17 protein-coding genes are annotated in these 16653 nt (G+C 64.7%); 11 read left to right on the top strand and 6 right to left on the bottom strand.

Translation table 11 applies throughout. The features are described 5' to 3' along the window. Positions 1-15: 15 nt before the first annotated feature. Positions 16-816 (top strand): alpha/beta hydrolase, encoded by an 801-nt coding sequence (locus FFS37_RS09365; RefSeq protein ID WP_137930665.1) that lies wholly within the window; start codon positions 16-18, stop codon positions 814-816. A gap of 110 nt (positions 817-926) precedes the next feature. Next, entirely contained in the window at positions 927-2480 is a 1554-nt protein-coding gene (locus tag FFS37_RS09360; RefSeq protein WP_137930664.1) for an acetolactate synthase large subunit, read from the top strand. Positions 2481-2484: 4 nt separating this feature from the next. Here FFS37_RS09360 and FFS37_RS09355 read toward each other — a convergent pair whose 3' ends face one another. Next, entirely contained in the window at positions 2485-2787 is a 303-nt protein-coding gene (locus FFS37_RS09355) for a BolA family protein (RefSeq protein ID WP_137930663.1), read from the bottom strand. Between the two features lie 157 nt (positions 2788-2944). On the opposite strand from FFS37_RS09355, the gene FFS37_RS09350 reads away from it, so the two are divergent. From FFS37_RS09350 to FFS37_RS09335, 4 genes are all read left to right on the top strand, one after another. Beyond that, positions 2945-3589, top strand: a complete 645-nt coding sequence (locus FFS37_RS09350; RefSeq protein WP_137930662.1) for a J domain-containing protein — start codon at positions 2945-2947, stop codon at positions 3587-3589. Positions 3590-3712: 123 nt separating this feature from the next. Then, entirely contained in the window at positions 3713-4699 is a 987-nt protein-coding gene (gene cobS / locus FFS37_RS09345; RefSeq protein WP_137930661.1) for a cobaltochelatase subunit CobS, read from the top strand. A 60-nt stretch (positions 4700-4759) separates the two neighbouring features. Further along, positions 4760-6658: a cobaltochelatase subunit CobT gene (gene cobT, locus FFS37_RS09340; protein WP_137930660.1), complete on the top strand. Its 1899-nt coding sequence runs from the start codon at positions 4760-4762 to the stop codon at positions 6656-6658. Further along, positions 6655-7680, top strand: a complete 1026-nt coding sequence (locus FFS37_RS09335) for an esterase-like activity of phytase family protein (RefSeq protein ID WP_137930659.1) — start codon at positions 6655-6657, stop codon at positions 7678-7680. Before cobT ends, FFS37_RS09335 begins: the two co-directional genes overlap by 4 nt. A 360-nt stretch (positions 7681-8040) precedes the next feature. On the opposite strand, the gene FFS37_RS09330 is transcribed toward FFS37_RS09335, so the two are convergent. From FFS37_RS09330 to rpmB, 3 genes are all read right to left on the bottom strand, one after another. Continuing rightward, positions 8041-8724 carry a spermidine synthase family protein gene (locus FFS37_RS09330; protein WP_137930658.1) on the bottom strand — a complete coding sequence of 228 codons (684 nt, stop codon included), beginning with the start codon at positions 8722-8724 and terminating at the stop codon, positions 8041-8043. A gap of 3 nt (positions 8725-8727) precedes the next feature. Beyond that, positions 8728-9408, bottom strand: coding sequence for a queuosine precursor transporter (locus FFS37_RS09325; RefSeq protein ID WP_137930657.1), 681 nt, complete (start codon positions 9406-9408; stop codon positions 8728-8730). A gap of 153 nt (positions 9409-9561) precedes the next feature. Next, on the bottom strand, positions 9562-9858 hold the full coding sequence (rpmB, locus tag FFS37_RS09320) for a 50S ribosomal protein L28 (RefSeq protein ID WP_137930656.1): 297 nt from the start codon (positions 9856-9858) through the stop codon (positions 9562-9564). Positions 9859-10117: 259 nt separating this feature from the next. Here rpmB and FFS37_RS09315 point away from each other — a divergent pair, with 259 nt between their 5' ends. The 3 genes from FFS37_RS09315 to FFS37_RS09305 are packed head-to-tail and all read left to right on the top strand — an operon-like array spanning position 10118 to position 12540. Continuing rightward, positions 10118-10906: a DUF3108 domain-containing protein gene (locus tag FFS37_RS09315; protein WP_137930655.1), complete on the top strand. Its 789-nt coding sequence runs from the start codon at positions 10118-10120 to the stop codon at positions 10904-10906. A 48-nt stretch (positions 10907-10954) separates the two neighbouring features. Beyond that, a complete protein-coding gene (gene yddG, locus FFS37_RS09310; protein WP_137930654.1) occupies positions 10955-11869 on the top strand; it encodes an aromatic amino acid exporter YddG in 915 nt (304 codons plus the stop codon). Continuing rightward, positions 11866-12540, top strand: coding sequence for a lysoplasmalogenase family protein (locus FFS37_RS09305; protein ID WP_137930653.1), 675 nt, complete (start codon positions 11866-11868; stop codon positions 12538-12540). Before yddG ends, FFS37_RS09305 begins: the two co-directional genes overlap by 4 nt. On the opposite strand, the gene FFS37_RS09300 is transcribed toward FFS37_RS09305, so the two are convergent. Together FFS37_RS09300 and gloB are read right to left on the bottom strand one after the other, a co-directional pair. After that, positions 12537-12977, bottom strand: a complete 441-nt coding sequence (locus FFS37_RS09300) for a cupin domain-containing protein (RefSeq protein WP_137930652.1) — start codon at positions 12975-12977, stop codon at positions 12537-12539. The two genes, FFS37_RS09305 and FFS37_RS09300, sit on opposite strands and share 4 nt — an antisense overlap. A 22-nt stretch (positions 12978-12999) precedes the next feature. Continuing rightward, positions 13000-13767: a hydroxyacylglutathione hydrolase gene (gloB, locus tag FFS37_RS09295; RefSeq protein WP_137930651.1), complete on the bottom strand. Its 768-nt coding sequence runs from the start codon at positions 13765-13767 to the stop codon at positions 13000-13002. A gap of 137 nt (positions 13768-13904) precedes the next feature. Here gloB and FFS37_RS09290 point away from each other — a divergent pair, with 137 nt between their 5' ends. Next, on the top strand, positions 13905-14687 hold the full coding sequence (locus FFS37_RS09290; protein WP_137930650.1) for a class I SAM-dependent methyltransferase: 783 nt from the start codon (positions 13905-13907) through the stop codon (positions 14685-14687). Between the two features lie 136 nt (positions 14688-14823). Next, complete coding sequence (locus FFS37_RS09285) at positions 14824-16641, top strand: ABC transporter ATP-binding protein/permease (protein WP_137930649.1); 1818 nt, start codon at positions 14824-14826, stop codon at positions 16639-16641. Positions 16642-16653: the final 12 nt, after the last annotated feature.

Here is a 16653-nt window from a genome sequence, read left to right as displayed (position 1 = left end):
TGACAGGAGAAAACGATGATCGACCGGCGAACCCTGCTTCTGGCCTCGATGGCGGCGTTCCTGCCCTTGAGGGCGCTCGCGCGCCAGCCGCAACCTGAGCCGGTGACATTCGACTACGGCCCGGCCAAACTCGATATCTACACCCCCGATGGCGCAAAAAACCTCCCGGTGGTCTTCTTCGTCCATGGCGGCGCCTGGGAGTTCGGCAAGCGCAGCCAGGTCGGTGAGAAGCCGGCATTCCTGCTCGCCAACGGATTCTGTTTCGTTTCGATCGACTATCGAATGCTGCCGCAGGCTGACGTGGCCACCCAGGCAAGCGACGTCGAAAAGGCCTATGCCTTTGTCCGAGCCAACATCGCCCAGCATGGCGGCGACCCGAAGCGCATCGTCGGCATGGGTCATGCGGCCGGCTGCCACCTGATCGCGCTGACCGGCTTGCGCGGCGGCTTGCCCGAGGTCGCCGGGCTGCTGCTCGACGATACCAGGGCCTATGATCTGGCCGCGCTTGAGAAAGACGGAGGCATGGTGCGCTCTTATGCGCGGGTGTTTTCCGATCCGTCGCAATGGGCGGCGCTGTCGCCGGCGAGCTATGTCGACGGTCGCAAGCATCCGCCGACCTTCATCGCCTATTCGAAGGCGCCCGGGCGGGGAGAGGAGTCGAAGGCCTTCGCCGAGCGCCTGCGGGCGACAGGCACGGAGGTGACCGTGTTCGATGGCAGCGCCTATACGCATATGTCGATCAACAGCGATTTCGGCAAGGATGGCGACGCGCTGACGGCGGCGGCGTTGAAATTCCTGAAATCAACGGTCGGTTGACCGCCTGCCGGTGAATTCACCGACCTGGCTCATGCCAAAAGCGGCGGCGGGATATTGCCGCGCGGACGTCCGTGGGTGCAATTGGTCCTCGATCCTGAGGAGAAAATTGCATGAATGGCGCCGATGTCCTGTGCGACGTGCTGCTGGCCAATGACGTCAAGGTCTGCTTCGCCAATCCCGGCACGTCGGAAATGCATTTCGTGGCGGCACTCGACCGGAAGCCCGAGATGCGCTGCGTCCTCGGCCTGTTCGAAGGCGTTGTGACGGGGGCCGCGGACGGTTATGCGCGCATGACCGACCGGCCTGCGGCGACGCTCCTGCATACCGGCCCGGGCCTCGCGAACGGACTGGCCAACATGCACAATGCCCGTCGCGCCAGGACGCCGATGATCAACATTGTCGGCGACCACGCATCCTACCACCTGCCGCTCGACGCGCCGCTGACGAGCGACATCGAAGGCCTGGCGGCGCCGATGTCGCAATGGGTGCGCCGCATCGAAGGAGCGGGCGACGTGCAGCCGGCGACCGAGGCGGCCTTCCGCGCCTCGCTGACGCCGCCCGGCGTCACGACGCTGATCCTGCCGGCGGACGCGGCATGGGGCGACGCCAGCCCGGCAGCACCTGGCAAGGTGGAGCTTTTGCCGCCTCCGACCGTCGATATGACCAGCGTGCGCGAAATCGCCACAGCGATCCGCGCCGCTCCCGGTAGGGTCGGCATGATCGTCCGCGGACAGGCGGCGCGCGCCGATGCGCTGGAGATCGCGGGCCGGATCTCGGCGGCCTGCAATGTCAGGCTGTTCAGCGAGGTGCTGATCGCGCGCATGCAGCGCGGCCTTGGCCGCGTCGCCCCGACCCGCATCCCCTATCCGGTCGATGCGGCGACGGCGATGCTCAGGGATATCGACGTGGTGGTGCTTGTCGGCGGCAAGGAGCCTGTCGCCTTCTTCGCCTATCCGGGAAAGCCGGGGCGGCTGGCGCGTGACGATTGCCGGGTGATGACGCTCGCCGCTCATGGCGACGATCTCCATGCGGCACTGGAGGCGCTGCATGATGAACTCGGCGTCAAGCCGTCACAGTGGACGGTATCGGCGAGCGCGTTCCCGGATGAAGCGACACCGGGCGGAAGGCTGACGGAAGATGCCATCGCGCTGTCCGTCGCGAGAAAGCTGCCCGACAATGCGATCGTCTGTGACGAGGCCGTCACTTCGGCTCGGCGTTTCTTCGCGCTTTCGGCCTTTGCCGCGCCACACGATTACATGATGGGCACGGGCGGCTCGATCGGCGGCGGCATTCCGCTGGCCACCGGCGCGGCGGTCGCCTGTCCCAACCGCAAGGTGGTCAATCTGGAGGCCGACGGCAGCGGCATGTACACCGTGCAAGGCCTGTGGACCCAGGCGCGGGAAAATCTCGACGTCGTGACGATCGTCTTCTCCAACCGCACCTATGCCATCCTGCATGGCGAAATGCGCAATGTCGGGGTCAACGCCATCGGCGAGAATGCGCGCCGCATGCTCGATCTCGACCATCCGGCGCTGGACTGGGTGTCGCTGGCCAAGGGCATGGGTGTGGAAGCCGCGCGCGCCGATACCTGCGAGCGGTTCGACGCGTTACTCGACAGCGCCCTGTCGCGGCGTGGGCCTTTCCTTATCGAAGCAATGATCTGAAGGCCTACCAGCGCGTCTGTTCGCCGGGCGCTGCCGGCTCGATCGCCAGGGCATGGACGCCGGCCTTCAGTTCGTCGGCCAGCAATTCGTTGACGGCGCGATGGCGGTCGATCCGGCTCATGCCGGCAAAATTCGGCGACACGATGCGGACGCGGAAATGGGTCTCGCCGGTGCCGTCATAGGCGCCGTGATGGTCCGAACCGTGATGGTGATGGCCGGCATGAAGGTGGCTTTCGTTGATGATGACCAGCCGGTCGGGCGAAAATGCCTTGTTGAGCTTGTCTTCCATCGTCGTCTGTATGGACATTGCCGTCTCCCTTCACCACATATCGGTGGCGCATCGGCCTGGGGCCGCCGCCGCGCGACAGAATCCACCATCCGCCTGTTTTATGCCGCGATTCAGCGGTTAGGGCGAGGATCGCGAAAATGTCAATTCTTGTTTCGCATCTGCGAACGCCCCATAAATGGGTGAGATGAAGCCGTATCCCAAATATTTCGAGAAGATTCGCATCCGCCCGGAGAAGGACGCGGAGCTGAAGTCGCACTCGCCGATCTGCCAATGGGACGGCTGCAAGGAGCCCGGCACCCATCGCGCGCCGGTCGGGCGCATGAAGGAGGGCGAGTATTTCCGCTTCTGCTTCGACCATGTGCGCGAGTACAACAAGGGCTTCAACTATTTCTCCGGCGTGCCCGACACCGAGGTCGCGCGCTTCCAGAAGGAAGCGATGACCGGCCACCGGCCGACATGGAAGATGGGCGTCAACGGTGCCTCGCCACGCTCCTCTCCCGATATGGCGTCGCCCGACATGGCGCAGATGCGCTCGGGCCGCGCCGGCTACTACAACCGCATGCGCGACCCGTTCGACCTGTTCAAGGGGCCGAAGGATCCGCGCGAGGCGCGCGAGCGCAAGGCCAAGCCGCTTGAGGCCAAGGCGCTGGAAACGCTTGGCCTTGATACAAAGGCGACTGGCAAGGATATCAAGGCGCGCTATAAGGAACTTGTGAAGCGTCACCATCCGGATGCGAATGGTGGCGACAGAGGTTCGGAAGACCGGTTCCGCGATGTGCTTCAGGCCTATCGCGTGCTCAAACAGGCAGGCCTGTGCTGAGCGACCCTATGGTTTGTGTCGTTTTCCAACTTTCATAAGGTTGGAAAAGGCTCTAAGACCGCCCCCGAACAAAATCGATTGCCGGCGAAACGGGACGTTTCGCTTGTGGAGACGTTGAGAGATATGAACAAGGTCGATCGCGACATCGCCAACCTGCCCGACACGACGGTGTCGGTGAAGGACAAATTCGGTTTCGATTCCAAGATGGTGGTGCCGGCCTATTCGGTGACATCGGAGCACGTGCCTGACGTCGATCCGGACTATCTGTTCGACAAGGCGACGACGCTCGCGATCCTCGCCGGCTTTGCCTACAACCGCCGCGTGATGGTGTCGGGTTATCACGGCACCGGCAAGTCGACCCATATCGAACAGGTCGCCGCCCGCCTCAACTGGCCCTGCGTGCGCGTCAACCTCGACAGCCATGTCAGCCGTATCGACCTCGTCGGCAAGGATGCCATCGTCGTCAAGGAAGGCCTGCAGGTCACGGAATTCCGCGACGGCATCCTGCCATGGGCCTACCAGCACAATGTCGCGCTCTGCTTCGACGAATATGACGCCGGCCGCCCGGACGTGATGTTCGTCATTCAGCGCGTGCTCGAATCCTCGGGCCGCCTGACGCTGCTCGACCAGAGCCGCGTCATCCGCCCGCATCCGGCGTTCCGGCTGTTCGCCACCGCCAACACGGTCGGCCTGGGCGATACCACCGGCCTCTATCACGGCACGCAGCAGATCAACCAGGCGCAGATGGACCGCTGGTCGATCGTCACCACGCTGAACTATCTGCCGCACGACAATGAGGTCAACATCGTGCTGGCCAAGGCCAAGCACTATCGCGACGCCAAGGGCAAGGACACCGTCAACAAGATGGTGCGTGTCGCCGACATGACGCGGTCGGCCTTCATCAATGGCGACCTGTCGACCGTGATGAGCCCGCGTACCGTCATCACCTGGGCCGAGAACGCCGAGATTTTCGGCGATGTCGGCATGGCGTTCCGGCTGACCTTCCTCAACAAGTGCGACGAGCTGGAGCGTTCGGTGGTCGCCGAGTTCTACCAGCGCGCCTTCGGTCAGGATCTGCCGGAAAGCGCCGCCAACGTGGTGCTGGGCTAAGAGCTGATGCCGGAAGGTCAGAGGACCTTTCGGGCACCATCATGCTCCAGGGAATAATTCATGGCGGGTCCAGGCGACAACACGCGCAACAAGTCGAAGACCGGGTCTGAAGCCGACAGCTTCAAGCGCGCCGTCACCGTGTGCATGCGCGCCATTGCCGGCGACAAGGAACTCGAGGTCGGTTTCGCCAAGGACAGGCCGGCACTAGCCGGAAGCCGCGCCCGACTGCCCGAACTGCCGAAAAAGGCGTCGAAGACCGACATCGCCATCACCCGCGGACTTGGCGATTCCATGGCGTTGAAACGCGCCTGTCACGATGTCCGCATCCACAGCAAGCTGGCGCCGGAAGGCAAGGCGGCCCGCGCCATCTACGACGCCGTCGAGCAGGCCCGCGTCGAGGCGATCGGCAGCCGCGCCATGCAGGGCGTGGCCGACAATATCGGCTCGATGCTGGAGGACAAATACGCCAAGGCCAACCTCGTCGACGTCAAGGACAAGGCCGACGCGCCGATCGAGGAAGCTCTTGCGCTGATCGTGCGCGAGAAGCTGACCGGCCGTCCGGTGCCGAAAAGCGGCGAGCGGCTTGTCGAACTCTGGCGGCCCTGGGTCGAGGAAAAGGCCAAGGCCGATCTCGACGGCCTTTCGGACAAGCTGGAAGACCAGCAAGCTTTCGCCCGCCTGGTGCGCGACATGCTCGCCTCCATGGAAATGGCCGAGGAACTGGGCGACGACCAGGAGACCGAAGACTCCGAGGACAATGACGACAACCAGCCGCAAGGCGAGGAGCAGAGCGAGGAGGGCGGCGAAGACGATTCCGGCTCCGAGCAGTCGCAGTCCGAGGACGCCGAGGCCTCGGTCGATGACGAACAGTCGTCCGAGACCGAAGCTTCCGACGCCACCGCCGACGATTTGTCGGACGACGACGATGCCGACGCGGAGACACCAGGCGAAGCGCGCCGCAACGACAATCCCTTCACCAATCTGCCGAAGGAAATCGACTACAAGGTCTTCACCACGGCCTTCGACGAGACGGTCGGCGCCGAGGAACTCTGCGAGGAGGAAGAACTCGACCGGCTGCGCGCTTTCCTCGACAAGCAGCTCGCCAACCTCTCCGGCGTCGTCGGCCGCCTGGCCAACCGCTTGCAGCGCCGCCTGATGGCGCAGCAGAACCGGTCCTGGGATTTCGATCTGGAAGAGGGCTATCTCGATCCGGCGCGGCTGGTGCGCGTGGTCATCGATCCGATGCAGCCGCTGTCCTTCAAGCAGGAACGCGACACCAAGTTCCGCGACACGGTGGTGACGCTGGTGCTCGACAATTCCGGCTCGATGCGCGGCCGGCCGATCACGGTCGCCGCCACCTGCGCCGACATCCTGGCGCGCACGCTGGAGCGCTGCGGCGTCTCGGTCGAGATCCTCGGCTTCACGACGCGTGCCTGGAAGGGCGGGCAGGCGCGCGAGAAGTGGCTGAAGGACGGCAAGCCGCCGAACCCAGGCCGCCTCAACGACCTGCGCCACATCATCTACAAGTCGGCCGACCATCCGTGGCGGCGGGCGCGCCGCAATCTCGGCCTGATGATGCGCGAGGGCCTGCTCAAGGAAAACATCGACGGCGAGGCGCTGCTGTGGGCGCACAACCGGCTGATTGCCCGGCCCGAGCAGCGCAAGATCCTGATGATGATCTCCGACGGCGCTCCGGTCGACGATTCGACGCTGTCGGTGAATCCCGGCAATTATCTGGAGCGGCACCTGCGCGCCGTCATCGAACTCATCGAGACGCGCTCGCCGGTGGAACTGCTGGCCATCGGCATCGGCCACGACGTCACGCGCTACTACAGGCGCGCCGTCACCATCGTCGACGCCGAGGAACTGGCCGGCGCCATGACCGAGCAGCTGGCCTCGCTGTTTGCCGAGGAACGCGCGCGCGATACGCGCCGCGGCGGCATGCGGCGCGCCGGATGATCTTTTCGCGGGGCGGCTTTCGGCGGGTGCTGCTGGCCGCTTGCGCGCTCGTCGGCACGGTCGTCTCACCGGCGATTGGCGCCGGGCAGGCCGCGATCGAGCCGGTCGAGGTCTCGGCAAGGCCGATAAGTCAGTTCAAGATCGGAAATGACGGGAAACAGTTCGGGCCGCTCGAATTCGTCGGCGGCCTGGAGATGACTTCGAAGTCACGCGACTTCGGCGGGCTGTCGGCGCTGCGTTTCCTGAAAGCGGGCAGCGACTTCATCGGCGTCGCCGATACCGGCTTCTGGTTCTTCGGCACCGTCGCCCGCGATGGCGAGAAGCGGCCCGTGGCCATCCAGAACTTCCGCATGCAGCAGATGGTCGACCGGAAGGGTCAGCCGGTCGACGAGAAATGGGAAGTCGACGCCGAAGGCCTTGCGGTGAAGGACGGCATCGCCACCGTCGGGTTCGAGCGCAACCACCGGGTCGCCCAGTTCAGGATCAACCCTGATGACATGAAGGCGCCGTTCCGGCAGCTGGATTTCCTCATCCCGGCACGCGAACTGCGCCAGAATCGCGGCTTCGAGACCGTCGCCCACGCCAATGCCGACGGCCGCCACAAGGGCGGCATCGTCGTGGTTTCCGAGAAAAGCCTGGACAAGGCGGGCAACATCTATGCCGCTATCCTCGAAGGGCCGCGCAAAGGCATCTTCACCGTCAAGCGCAACGACGATTTCGACATCACCGATGGCGCCTTCCTGCCGGACGGCGACCTGCTGCTGCTGGAGCGCAGTTTCACCATGGCGGGCGGCCTCAGGATGCGGCTGCGGCGCATTCATGGCGACAGCGTCGAGAAGGGCGCCATCGCCGACGGTCCGGTTCTGCTGCAGGCCGATATGGGCTACCAGATCGACAATATGGAAGGCCTCGACGTCTGGACCCGTGACGACGGCGCGCTGATGGTGTCCCTGATCTCGGACGACAACCACTCGATCCTGCAGCGCAATCTCTATCTGGAGTTTATCTTGCACCAGGATTGAGCGGTCATCAGATCCGCCTGATGCCCGCCTGCTGGAGGTTTTGCAGCGGCTGCGTGTTTCATGAGCGGCTTGCATTGCGTTATGCGGCGCTGGTCGACCCCCACTCCGTCTCGGCTTCGCCGAGCCACCTCTCCCCCGATCGACGGGGGAGAGGAAGGGCGCTAGGCTTTTTGTCGCCAGCGCTTGTCCAGCAAAGCTCCCTTCCTTTCCCTCCGGAGGGGGGAAAGGTGGCGCTGCGAAGCAGCGACGGATTGGGGGAACCACATCGCAAGAAAGCCTCGCGCCGACAATCACGCGAGATGTGTGCATCCCCTAGCGTTGATCAGGGAAGAGGTGTCGAGCGCAGCTTGAGTCGACTGCTCACCGCTCCCGCGAGCCGTTGGTCGCTATCCAGATGACGTGGCGCGCGCCGCGCTTGCCGTTGGCGCGCGTGTTCACCTCTTCGACCGCAAGGCCTGCCTGTTTCAGCCGCCGCGTGAAGCCGGCATCCGGGCCTTGCGACCACACGGCCAGCACGCCGCCGGGCTTGAGGGCCACGCGCGCCGCAGCGAGGCCGGCCGCGCTGTAGAGCGCGTCATTGCCCTTGTGGACGATGCCTTCGGGGCCGTTGTCGACGTCGAGCAGGATCGCGTCCCAGGACCCGCGCCCGGTGCGGATAAGCGCCCCGACATCGGTCTCCTCTATGGTGACGCGGGGATCCTCAAGACAGCCGCCAAACACCTCGGCCATCGGGCCGCGCGCCCAGGCGACGACCGCCGGCACCAGTTCCGCGACAACGACGCTTGCATCGCCGCCCAGTTCGGCAAGGGCGGCGCGCAGCGTGAAACCCATGCCGAGGCCGCCGATGAGAATGCGTGGTTGCCGATGGCCGGCAATCTTGCGGCAGGAAAGCCGCGCCAGCGCCTCCTCCGAGCCACTGAGGCGGCTGTTCATCAGTTCATTGGTGCCCAGCATGATCGAGAATTCGGCGCCACGCTGCTTGAGGCGAAGTTCTTGGGCACCATCCCCGGTCTTGGCGGAATCGAGTTGAACCCAAGGGATCATGGGCTAGGCGGCCACGACCGGCTGGCTCCAGCGGGCGGCGAGCAGCCGGTAGGGAATGAGCGCGACCACGGCGATGATCAGCTTGACGCTGAGGTCGCCGAGCGCCCAGGAGATCCAACGCATGGCCTCGACATGAAAGACGCCCATCAACGGCGCCGTCTCCAGCGCAAAACCGTCGCTGGGGCCGACAAACGCAAAGGCGGCAGAAAAGGCGACGCTGAAGAACACAAGCGTGTCGAACACCGAGCCGACCAGCGTGCCGAGAATCGGCGCACGCCACCAGCTCTGCCGACGCAAGCGGTTGAACACGGTGACGTCGAGCAGTTGCGCGGTCAGGAAAGCGGCGCCGGAGGCGCAGGCGATGCGCACCAGCCGGTCCGCCGATATCTCGAATTCGATTAAGCCGTGACGGAACAGGAAGGGCGGCACCAGGATGGAGCACACGACCGCCGTCATGAAGCCGACAAAGACGATCCGGCGCGCGACGGCCGGCCCGTAGCGGCGGTTGGCGAGGTCGGTGACCAGGAACGAAAAGGGATAGGTGAAAGCGCCCCAGGTCAAAAGGTCAGCCAGCGAGAGACCGCCGACCTGACCCTGCATGGGGAATTGCACCAGAATATTCGATGCCACAACGACAAGCGCCATGGCGGCCACAAAGGGCAGGTATCGCGAGAAGGAAGTCATTTTTTTATCCTGGGTAATGGAACCAGCGGAGCGTTTTGCCGAGGCAGCGCTCGCTTGATATCAGGGCATCGGACCATCGAACCTTGCGGGTCTTATCCGATGCCCAAGGCCAACAAGAGGTTGGCCAGGGCGGTTGTCCCCCGCCTGAAAGGATTAAGCAGCCGCCTGTTCGGCGAGCTTCTTGGCGATCTGCTTCTTCAGGAGGCGCGCGCGCTGCGACAGCTCCTTGGCATCGGCCTTGGCCAGGAAGGCGTCGAGGCCGCCGCGATGTTCGACCGAACGCAGCGCGTTGGCCGAGATGCGCAGACGCACGTTCTGGTTCAGCGCTTCCGAAATCAGCGTCACATTGACGAGGTTCGGCAGGAAGCGGCGCTTGGTCTTGTTGTTGGCGTGGCTCACATTGTTGCCGGTCATGACTGCCTTGGCAGTGAGTTCGCAGGTACGGGACATGGTTCTAACCTTCAGTTCTCTCGTGACCTGCCAAACCTTTGTGCCCGCGCCGGGTGGCGCGCGGTTCTGGTCAGGCGGCCTTATGGAAAAAGTTGGCGTTCCATAGTTGCATTTCACCGGGGCGTCAAGCTCCGGCTTCCCCAGGGAAGCGCGCGGCGTTTCATATTAAGGCCGGATTTCGCTCTATAAGCGGTCTCATAGGGACATGCCAGACCGGAGTCGCCCGCTTCCGGTCGAATATCAAGGATACGATCCCGCCATGCCTCGTTTGCCTCACGCGCTTGCCGCCGCGCTTGCCATCGCCTTGCCGTCCGCCGCCTCGGCCGCCTCGCCGCAATCCTTCAAGGGCGCATACACCGTATCGTTCCTGGGTTTGTCGATCGCGAGATCGACCTTCTCCAGCAGTTATGAGAACGGCGTCTATACGATCAATGGCACCGTCTCGGCGGCGGGTCTGGCCAAGCTGTTCGACGACACGCGCGGCACGATCTCGTCCAAGGGCACCATTTCGGGCCAGAAGATGGTGCCGCAGGCATTCCGCGCCGACTACACCTCGGGCAAGAAGGTGTCGGCGATCGACATCCGTTTCACCAACGGCAACGTCACTTCGACGCAGGTCATTCCGGCCCCCGGCAAGCGCGACCCCAAGGAATGGGTGCCGCTCGGCGCCGGCGACCTGGCCTCGGTACTCGACCCCATGGCGGCAACCGTCATCCATGCCGACAGTCTGGACAAGGTCTGCGGCCGCACGGTGAAGATCTACGATGGCGAGATGCGCGCCGATCTGACGCTGAGCTACGTTTCGAAAGGGACGATCTCGGTGCCGGGCTACAAGGGCGACACCGTCACCTGCAGGATGGGTTTCGAGCCGGTGGCGGGCTATCGCAAGGGCCGCAAGGCGCTGGAATTCCTGAAGAACAAGAGCCGGATGATGGTGACGTTTGCGCCGCTCGGCCAAACCGGCGTATATGCGCCGATCCACGCCACGGTCGGGACCCAGATCGGTCCGCTGACCATAAGCGCGAGACAGTTCGAAGCGGTGCAATAGACCGGGCGCGGCACTGGAGACAGGGGAGGGCGCGCCACTGGAGGGGGAATGGGGCGCGCAACACTGATCGGTTTTTCGGCCGTCGTCATGTGGGCGCTGCTGGCTCTGCTCACCGATGCCTCCGGCAAGGTGCCGCCCTTCCTCCTGTCGGCGATCACCTTCTCGATCGGCACCGGGGTCGGGCTTGCCGCGCGGCTGGTGATGCCGGTCGCCGACAAGAACCAGAAGATACCGCCCCAAGTCTGGCTGATCGGGATAGCGGGCCTGTTTGGCTATCACTTCTTCTACTTCACCGCGTTGCGCAACGCGCCGGCGGTTGAGGCAAGCCTGATCGCTTATCTGTGGCCGCTGCTGATCGTGCTGGGGTCGGCGCTGATGCCGGGCGAGAAGCTGGCGTGGAACCACGTCGTGGGCGCGCTGCTCGGCCTTGCCGGCACCGTGCTGATCGTCACCAAGGGCGGCGGCCTGGCCTTCGACGCCCGCTATGCCTTCGGTTATGCCATGGCCGCCGTCTGCGCCGTGCTGTGGTCGTCCTATTCGCTTCTGTCGCGAAGGTTTCCGTCCGTGCCGACCAGCATCGTCACCTGGTTCTGCGCGGCAACCGCGATCCTGTCGCTCGCCTGCCATCTGGCGCTGGAACAGACGGTGCTGCCCAATGGCGCCGGCCAGTGGCTGGCCGTGCTCGGCCTTGGGCTGATGCCGGTGGGCGCCGCCTTCTATGCCTGGGACATCGGCGTCAAGCGCGGCAACATCCAGGTGCTGGGCGCCGCGAGCTATGCCGCACCGTTGCTGTCGACACTGGTGCTGATAGCAGCAGGCGTCGCCGAGCCGTCGCTGCGCATCCTGGCCGCATGCGTGCTCATCACCGGCGGCGCGGCGCTCGCGGCGAAATCGCTGTTCCTGCGCAAGCCGGCGCCGGCCGAAGGCGGAGCAGGGGCATCCGAAGACGGAGCCAGGGCATGACGATGCCCTTTGCCGGCGGCATCGACGCCAACGCCAATGCAACGCTGATCTTCTCGCTGGTGGCGGCGGTCATCTACGCCTTTTCAGCCGGAATGCCGCCGACGCTCGGCCGTTCGGCGGCGAAGACGCTCGCCGTGGCGATGCTCGCCGTGCTCGCCGCCATGCAAGGCGGCCCGCTGCTTCTGGTCGCCGCGCTTGCGCTGAGTGCGATCGGCGATGCCTTCCTGTCGCGCGATGGCGAAAAGGCCTTCATGGGTGGGTTGGCGAGTTTTCTCATCGCCCATGTCGTCTATATTGCGCTCTTCCTGCGCGCCGGGGGCGGACTGGGCCTGATTGGCGCCGAGCCCTGGCGCGGCGCGGTTGTGCTCGCCATGGCGGTGTTCGCGATCGTCATGCTCGCCGCGCTCTGGCGCCGCGTTGGCCCAGGCCTGCGCATCCCGATCGCCGTCTATGTCGTGGCGATCCTGGCGATGGGCTTGTCCGCACTGACGACGAGCAGTCCTCTGGTGATCGGCGGCGCGGTGCTGTTCATGGCGTCGGATGGGTTGCTCGCCACCGAGAGATTCCTGGTCGCCGCCATCTCGCCGCATCGCGGCTGGATGCAGCTTGCCGTATGGGTGCTCTATTATGCCGCCCAACTGGCGATCACGCTGGGGTTCCTGCTGGGTTAAGGCTGCCTGGGCCGCCAGTCCGGCGTGGCCAGTTCGAAGGCGGCGAAGTCGAAGCCGGGCGCCACCGTGCAGCCGACCAGCGTCCATTCGCCCAGGCTGCGCGCCGATTGCCACCAGCCGGCCGGCACGACGACCTGCGGCCGTTCGCCCGCCGCGAGCTCGATGCCGAGCACCTGCTCGATCACCTGGTTGTCCCTCGTGCCGCCTTCTTCCCATATCGACAGGGCCAGCGGCGCGCCGGCATAAAAATGCCAGACCTCGGCGGCGTCCCTGACCCGGTGCCAGGCCGAGACCTGATCCCGTTCCAGCAGGAAATAGATCGCGGTCGAATGGCCGCGCGCACCGCCGGCCTCGTCGCGGAAGGTTTCGGCATACCAGCCGCCTTCGGGATGCGGTTTCAATCCGAGTGTCGCGATGATTTCGGCGGAACTGTTCATCGAGCGAAAGCTAGCACGGCGCTCAGAAATTGTCCTTGCGCTTGCGGATCTCCGCGAACACCTCGGCATCGCCGGCCTTTTCCATGGCGAGATGCTTGCGGATCGCCGGATCGTGCCAGCGCAGGAAAGGGTTGGTCGACAGCTCTTCGCCAATCGTCGTCGGCAATGTCGGCTTGCCGTCTACCCGCAACGCCTCGATCCTGGCGGCACGCTCCCGCAAGGCCGAGTTGGTCGGGTCGACGCTCAGCGCGAAACGCGCGTTGGCAAGCGTGTATTCATGGCCGCAATAAATGACCGTCTCGGCCGGCAGCGCCGCGAGTTTCCTCAGCGAGTCATACATCACCGGCGGCTTGCATTCGAACAGCCGGCCGCACCCCAGCGCAAACAGCGTGTCGGCGGTGAAGGCCACTTTCGAACCGGGCAGGTGATAGGAGACATGGCCGGCGGTGTGCCCCGGCGTGGCGATCACCTCGATGCGCTCATTGCCGAGATGAAGGACGGAACCCTCTGCGACGGCCTCGTCGATGCCGGGAATCTTGGCCTTTTCTGCTTCAGGGCCGACGATGCGCAGCTTGAAGCGCTCCTTCAGCGCGAGATTGGCCTCGACGTGGTCGGCATGGTGATGGGTGGTCAGGATCATGGTCGGCGTCCAGCCGGTGCGCTTGAGCGCGGCCAGGATCGGGCCTTCCTCGGGCGCGTCGATGATCGCGGTCTGGCCGCTTTCGGGATCGTGCACCAGCACGCCGAAATTGTCGGTGCGGCACATGAACTGTTCGATTTCGACCGCCATCGCCTCTCTCCATTCGTTGCCGCAGACATAGGGTGGCGGAACGCCGATGTCATCCGGGAAGGCCGAATAAGATCGGTAAAGTTCGCTGTCCCGGGGCTTTTGTTGAATCCCGCTGATATCACGGCTACATCCCTGACATGCATTCCGACATCGTCGACCTCCGTTCCTTCTATTCGACAACGCTTGGCCGGTTTGCCGAGCGCTCGATCACCATGGCGCTGTCTTCGATATGGGCAGCGGTGCCCAATGAACGGCTTGTCGGCCTCGGCTACACATTGCCGTGGCTGGAACGTTTCGGCACCGACGCCGAGCGGGTCTTCGCCTTCATGCCGGCAACGCAAGGCGCCGTGGTCTGGCCATCGACCGGGCCGACGGCAACGGCGCTGGTCTTCGACGAGGAACTGCCGCTGGTCGATTCCTGCATCGACCGCGTGCTGATGGTCCATTCGCTCGAACATGTCGAAAATCCGCGCGAGACGCTGAACGAGATCTGGCGGGTGCTTTCGCCGGCGGGGCGGGTCGTCATCGTGGTGCCGAACCGGCGTGGCGTCTGGGCGCGCTTCGAGCATACGCCGTTCGGCAACGGGCGGCCGTTCTCGCGCGGACAACTGACCGAATTGCTGCGCGAGGCGAATTTCACCCCGGCGGCGTGGTCCGATGCCCTGTTCTTCCCGCCGTCGCGGCGGCACTTCATGATGCGCTTCCACAATGTGCTGGAGCGCGCCGGCCGGCGGCTGTGGCCGATCTTTTCCGGGGTCATCGTCGTCGAGGCGCAGAAGCGGCTCTATCAGGGTGTGCCGGTGGTCCAGCGCGCGTCCCGCCGCGTCTTCGTGCCGGTGCTGTCGCCGCATGGCGCGACCCGGCTCGGCCGCCGTGGCGGCGAAGGCGCATCACCGGCACGCCGGGTGAAACCTTCGTGATCTCGGTGGAAATTTCCTCAGCGCGGCCTTTGCCGGCCTATCTGTCGTGGTGAACTCGCAGCCTGGTTGATATGCGGATGGCTTCAGTCTTCTTCATCCGGTTTCAGCATCGCTTCTGAACGCAAGGACCTCTGACATGGCTGATCAACCAGACAACGCTGTCCGGCCGGTCGCGGCTGTCGAAGCCAGCAGCCTGCGCGACCAGGTGACGACGATCAAGCAGGCGCTGCTTGGATCACCGGTTCGCAAATGGCTGCTGTGGACCTCGGTTGGCATCATGCTCGTGATCATCGCGACGTCGATCGGCCAGGTCCTGCTCAACCGCTGGAACCAGCCCTTCTACGATGCGCTGGCGCGTCGCGACATGGCGGCCTTCCTGCATCAGCTTTTGATCTTTGCGATGATCGCCGGCGGGCTGCTGGTGCTCAATATCGGCCAGACCTGGCTCAACCAGATGATCCGGCTGAAGCTGCGCGAGGCGCTGACGCTGGACCTGATCGACCAGTGGATGCGGCCGGCGCGCGCTTTCCGGCTGGCCAATGCCGGCGCCATCGGCGTCAACCCAGACCAGCGCATGCAGCAGGATGCCGCGCATCTGTCGGACCTGTCGACCGATCTCGGCGTCGGCCTGTTGCAGTCGTTCATCCTGCTGGTGTCGTTCGTCGGCGTTCTGTGGGAGCTGTCCTCGGGCTTCGTGTTCCACATCGGCGGCTGGTCGCTGGCCATACCGGGCTATATGGTGTGGGCCGCGTTCCTCTATGCCGGCATCGCCTCCTGGCTGAGCTGGCTGGTCGGCCGGCCGCTCATCCGTCTCAACAGCGATCGCTATACGCGCGAAGCCGAGCTGCGTTCCTCGATGGTGCGCGTCAACGAGAATGTCGACGCCATTGCGCTCTACCATGGCGAGGACGACGCCCGGCGACGGCTCGAACTCGACCTCGGCACGGTGCTGGGCGCCATGCGGCGCATCTTCACCGCCCAGATCAACCTGTCCTGGGTGACAGACACCTATGGCTGGATCACCGTGGTGGCGCCGATCCTGGTCGCTTCGCCAGTCTATTTCTCCGGCGATATCTCCTTCGGCGGTCTGATGATGGCGGTAGGCGCCTTCAACCAGGTCCACTCCTCGCTGCGCTGGTTCATCAACAACATCGGCAGCATCGCCGACTGGCGCGCCACGCTGATGCGGGTCGCCGATTTCCGCATCGCGCTTGTCGAGACCGATGTGCTGCACGACAAGGAAAAGCGCATCGCCTTCGATGAAAACGCCAATGGCAGCCTGACCTTCGAGAAACTCCAGGTCGCGTCGCCGGAAGGCTGTACGAAGCTGTCCGACCAGCATGTCGAGATTCGCCCCGGCGAGCGGGTGATGATCACCGGCGAGCCCGGCGCCGGCAAGACGCTGTTCTTCCGCGCCATTGCCGGCCTGTGGCCTTGGGGTAGCGGCCGTATCGGTATGCCGGCCGGCGAAGTTCCGGTCTTTGTGCCGCGCGTCCCGTATTTTCCGGCAGGCACACTGCGCGAGGTGCTCGATCATCCCTATGGCGCGGATCCGGCGAGCGACGCCGAGATCACGGCGGTGCTTGCCGAGGTCGGACTGGAGCGGCTGTCTTCATCGCTCGACCGTTCGGCACGCTGGGAGCGCGAACTGGGCGATGACGAGCAGCGTTCGCTGGCTTTTGCGCGGCTTGCGCTCAGGCAGCCGAAATGGGTTGTTATCGACGAGGCGATGGATGCGTTCGACGGGCCGTCGCTGCGGCGAGTGCTGTCGCTGATGGAGAAGCACCTCAAGGGAGCCGCGATCATCAATATCGGGCGCGGCCAGCACAACAATCAGTTCTTCCCGCGCAGCCTGACGATCGTGAAGGATTCCGGCGCTCCGGCGCTGAAACCCGCGCGCGTCAGGGCCGGAGCGATCGAACCGCCACCTGTCACCGCCCGACGCAAGAAGTAGAGCGACGACCGG

Origin of the sequence: Mesorhizobium comanense, from assembly GCF_005503535.1 — a bacterium.
GTDB classification, from domain to species: domain Bacteria; phylum Pseudomonadota; class Alphaproteobacteria; order Rhizobiales; family Rhizobiaceae; genus Mesorhizobium; species Mesorhizobium comanense.
The sequence above is the reverse complement of the archived record's forward strand: the minus strand, read 5'-3'. Positions and strand labels throughout refer to the sequence as shown.

Excerpts from the sequence above, each read along its gene's own strand:
- FFS37_RS09355 (WP_137930663.1), bottom strand. The coding sequence starts at position 2,787 with ATGTCCATACAGACGACGATGGAAGACAAGCTCAACAAGGCATTTTCG.
- cobT (WP_137930660.1), top strand. The coding sequence starts at position 4,760 with ATGGCGGGTCCAGGCGACAACACGCGCAACAAGTCGAAGACCGGGTCT.
- FFS37_RS09350 (WP_137930662.1), top strand. The coding sequence starts at position 2,945 with ATGGGTGAGATGAAGCCGTATCCCAAATATTTCGAGAAGATTCGCATC.
- FFS37_RS09330 (WP_137930658.1), bottom strand. The coding sequence starts at position 8,724 with ATGATCCCTTGGGTTCAACTCGATTCCGCCAAGACCGGGGATGGTGCC.
- yddG (WP_137930654.1), top strand. The coding sequence starts at position 10,955 with ATGGGGCGCGCAACACTGATCGGTTTTTCGGCCGTCGTCATGTGGGCG.
- FFS37_RS09365 (WP_137930665.1), top strand. The coding sequence starts at position 16 with ATGATCGACCGGCGAACCCTGCTTCTGGCCTCGATGGCGGCGTTCCTG.
- FFS37_RS09335 (WP_137930659.1), top strand. The coding sequence starts at position 6,655 with ATGATCTTTTCGCGGGGCGGCTTTCGGCGGGTGCTGCTGGCCGCTTGC.
- cobS (WP_137930661.1), top strand. The coding sequence starts at position 3,713 with ATGAACAAGGTCGATCGCGACATCGCCAACCTGCCCGACACGACGGTG.
- FFS37_RS09360 (WP_137930664.1), top strand. The coding sequence starts at position 927 with ATGAATGGCGCCGATGTCCTGTGCGACGTGCTGCTGGCCAATGACGTC.
- gloB (WP_137930651.1), bottom strand. The coding sequence starts at position 13,767 with ATGGCGGTCGAAATCGAACAGTTCATGTGCCGCACCGACAATTTCGGC.
- rpmB (WP_137930656.1), bottom strand. The coding sequence starts at position 9,858 with ATGTCCCGTACCTGCGAACTCACTGCCAAGGCAGTCATGACCGGCAAC.
- FFS37_RS09300 (WP_137930652.1), bottom strand. The coding sequence starts at position 12,977 with ATGAACAGTTCCGCCGAAATCATCGCGACACTCGGATTGAAACCGCAT.
- FFS37_RS09305 (WP_137930653.1), top strand. The coding sequence starts at position 11,866 with ATGACGATGCCCTTTGCCGGCGGCATCGACGCCAACGCCAATGCAACG.
- FFS37_RS09325 (WP_137930657.1), bottom strand. The coding sequence starts at position 9,408 with ATGACTTCCTTCTCGCGATACCTGCCCTTTGTGGCCGCCATGGCGCTT.
- FFS37_RS09290 (WP_137930650.1), top strand. The coding sequence starts at position 13,905 with ATGCATTCCGACATCGTCGACCTCCGTTCCTTCTATTCGACAACGCTT.
- FFS37_RS09315 (WP_137930655.1), top strand. The coding sequence starts at position 10,118 with ATGCCTCGTTTGCCTCACGCGCTTGCCGCCGCGCTTGCCATCGCCTTG.
- FFS37_RS09285 (WP_137930649.1), top strand. The coding sequence starts at position 14,824 with ATGGCTGATCAACCAGACAACGCTGTCCGGCCGGTCGCGGCTGTCGAA.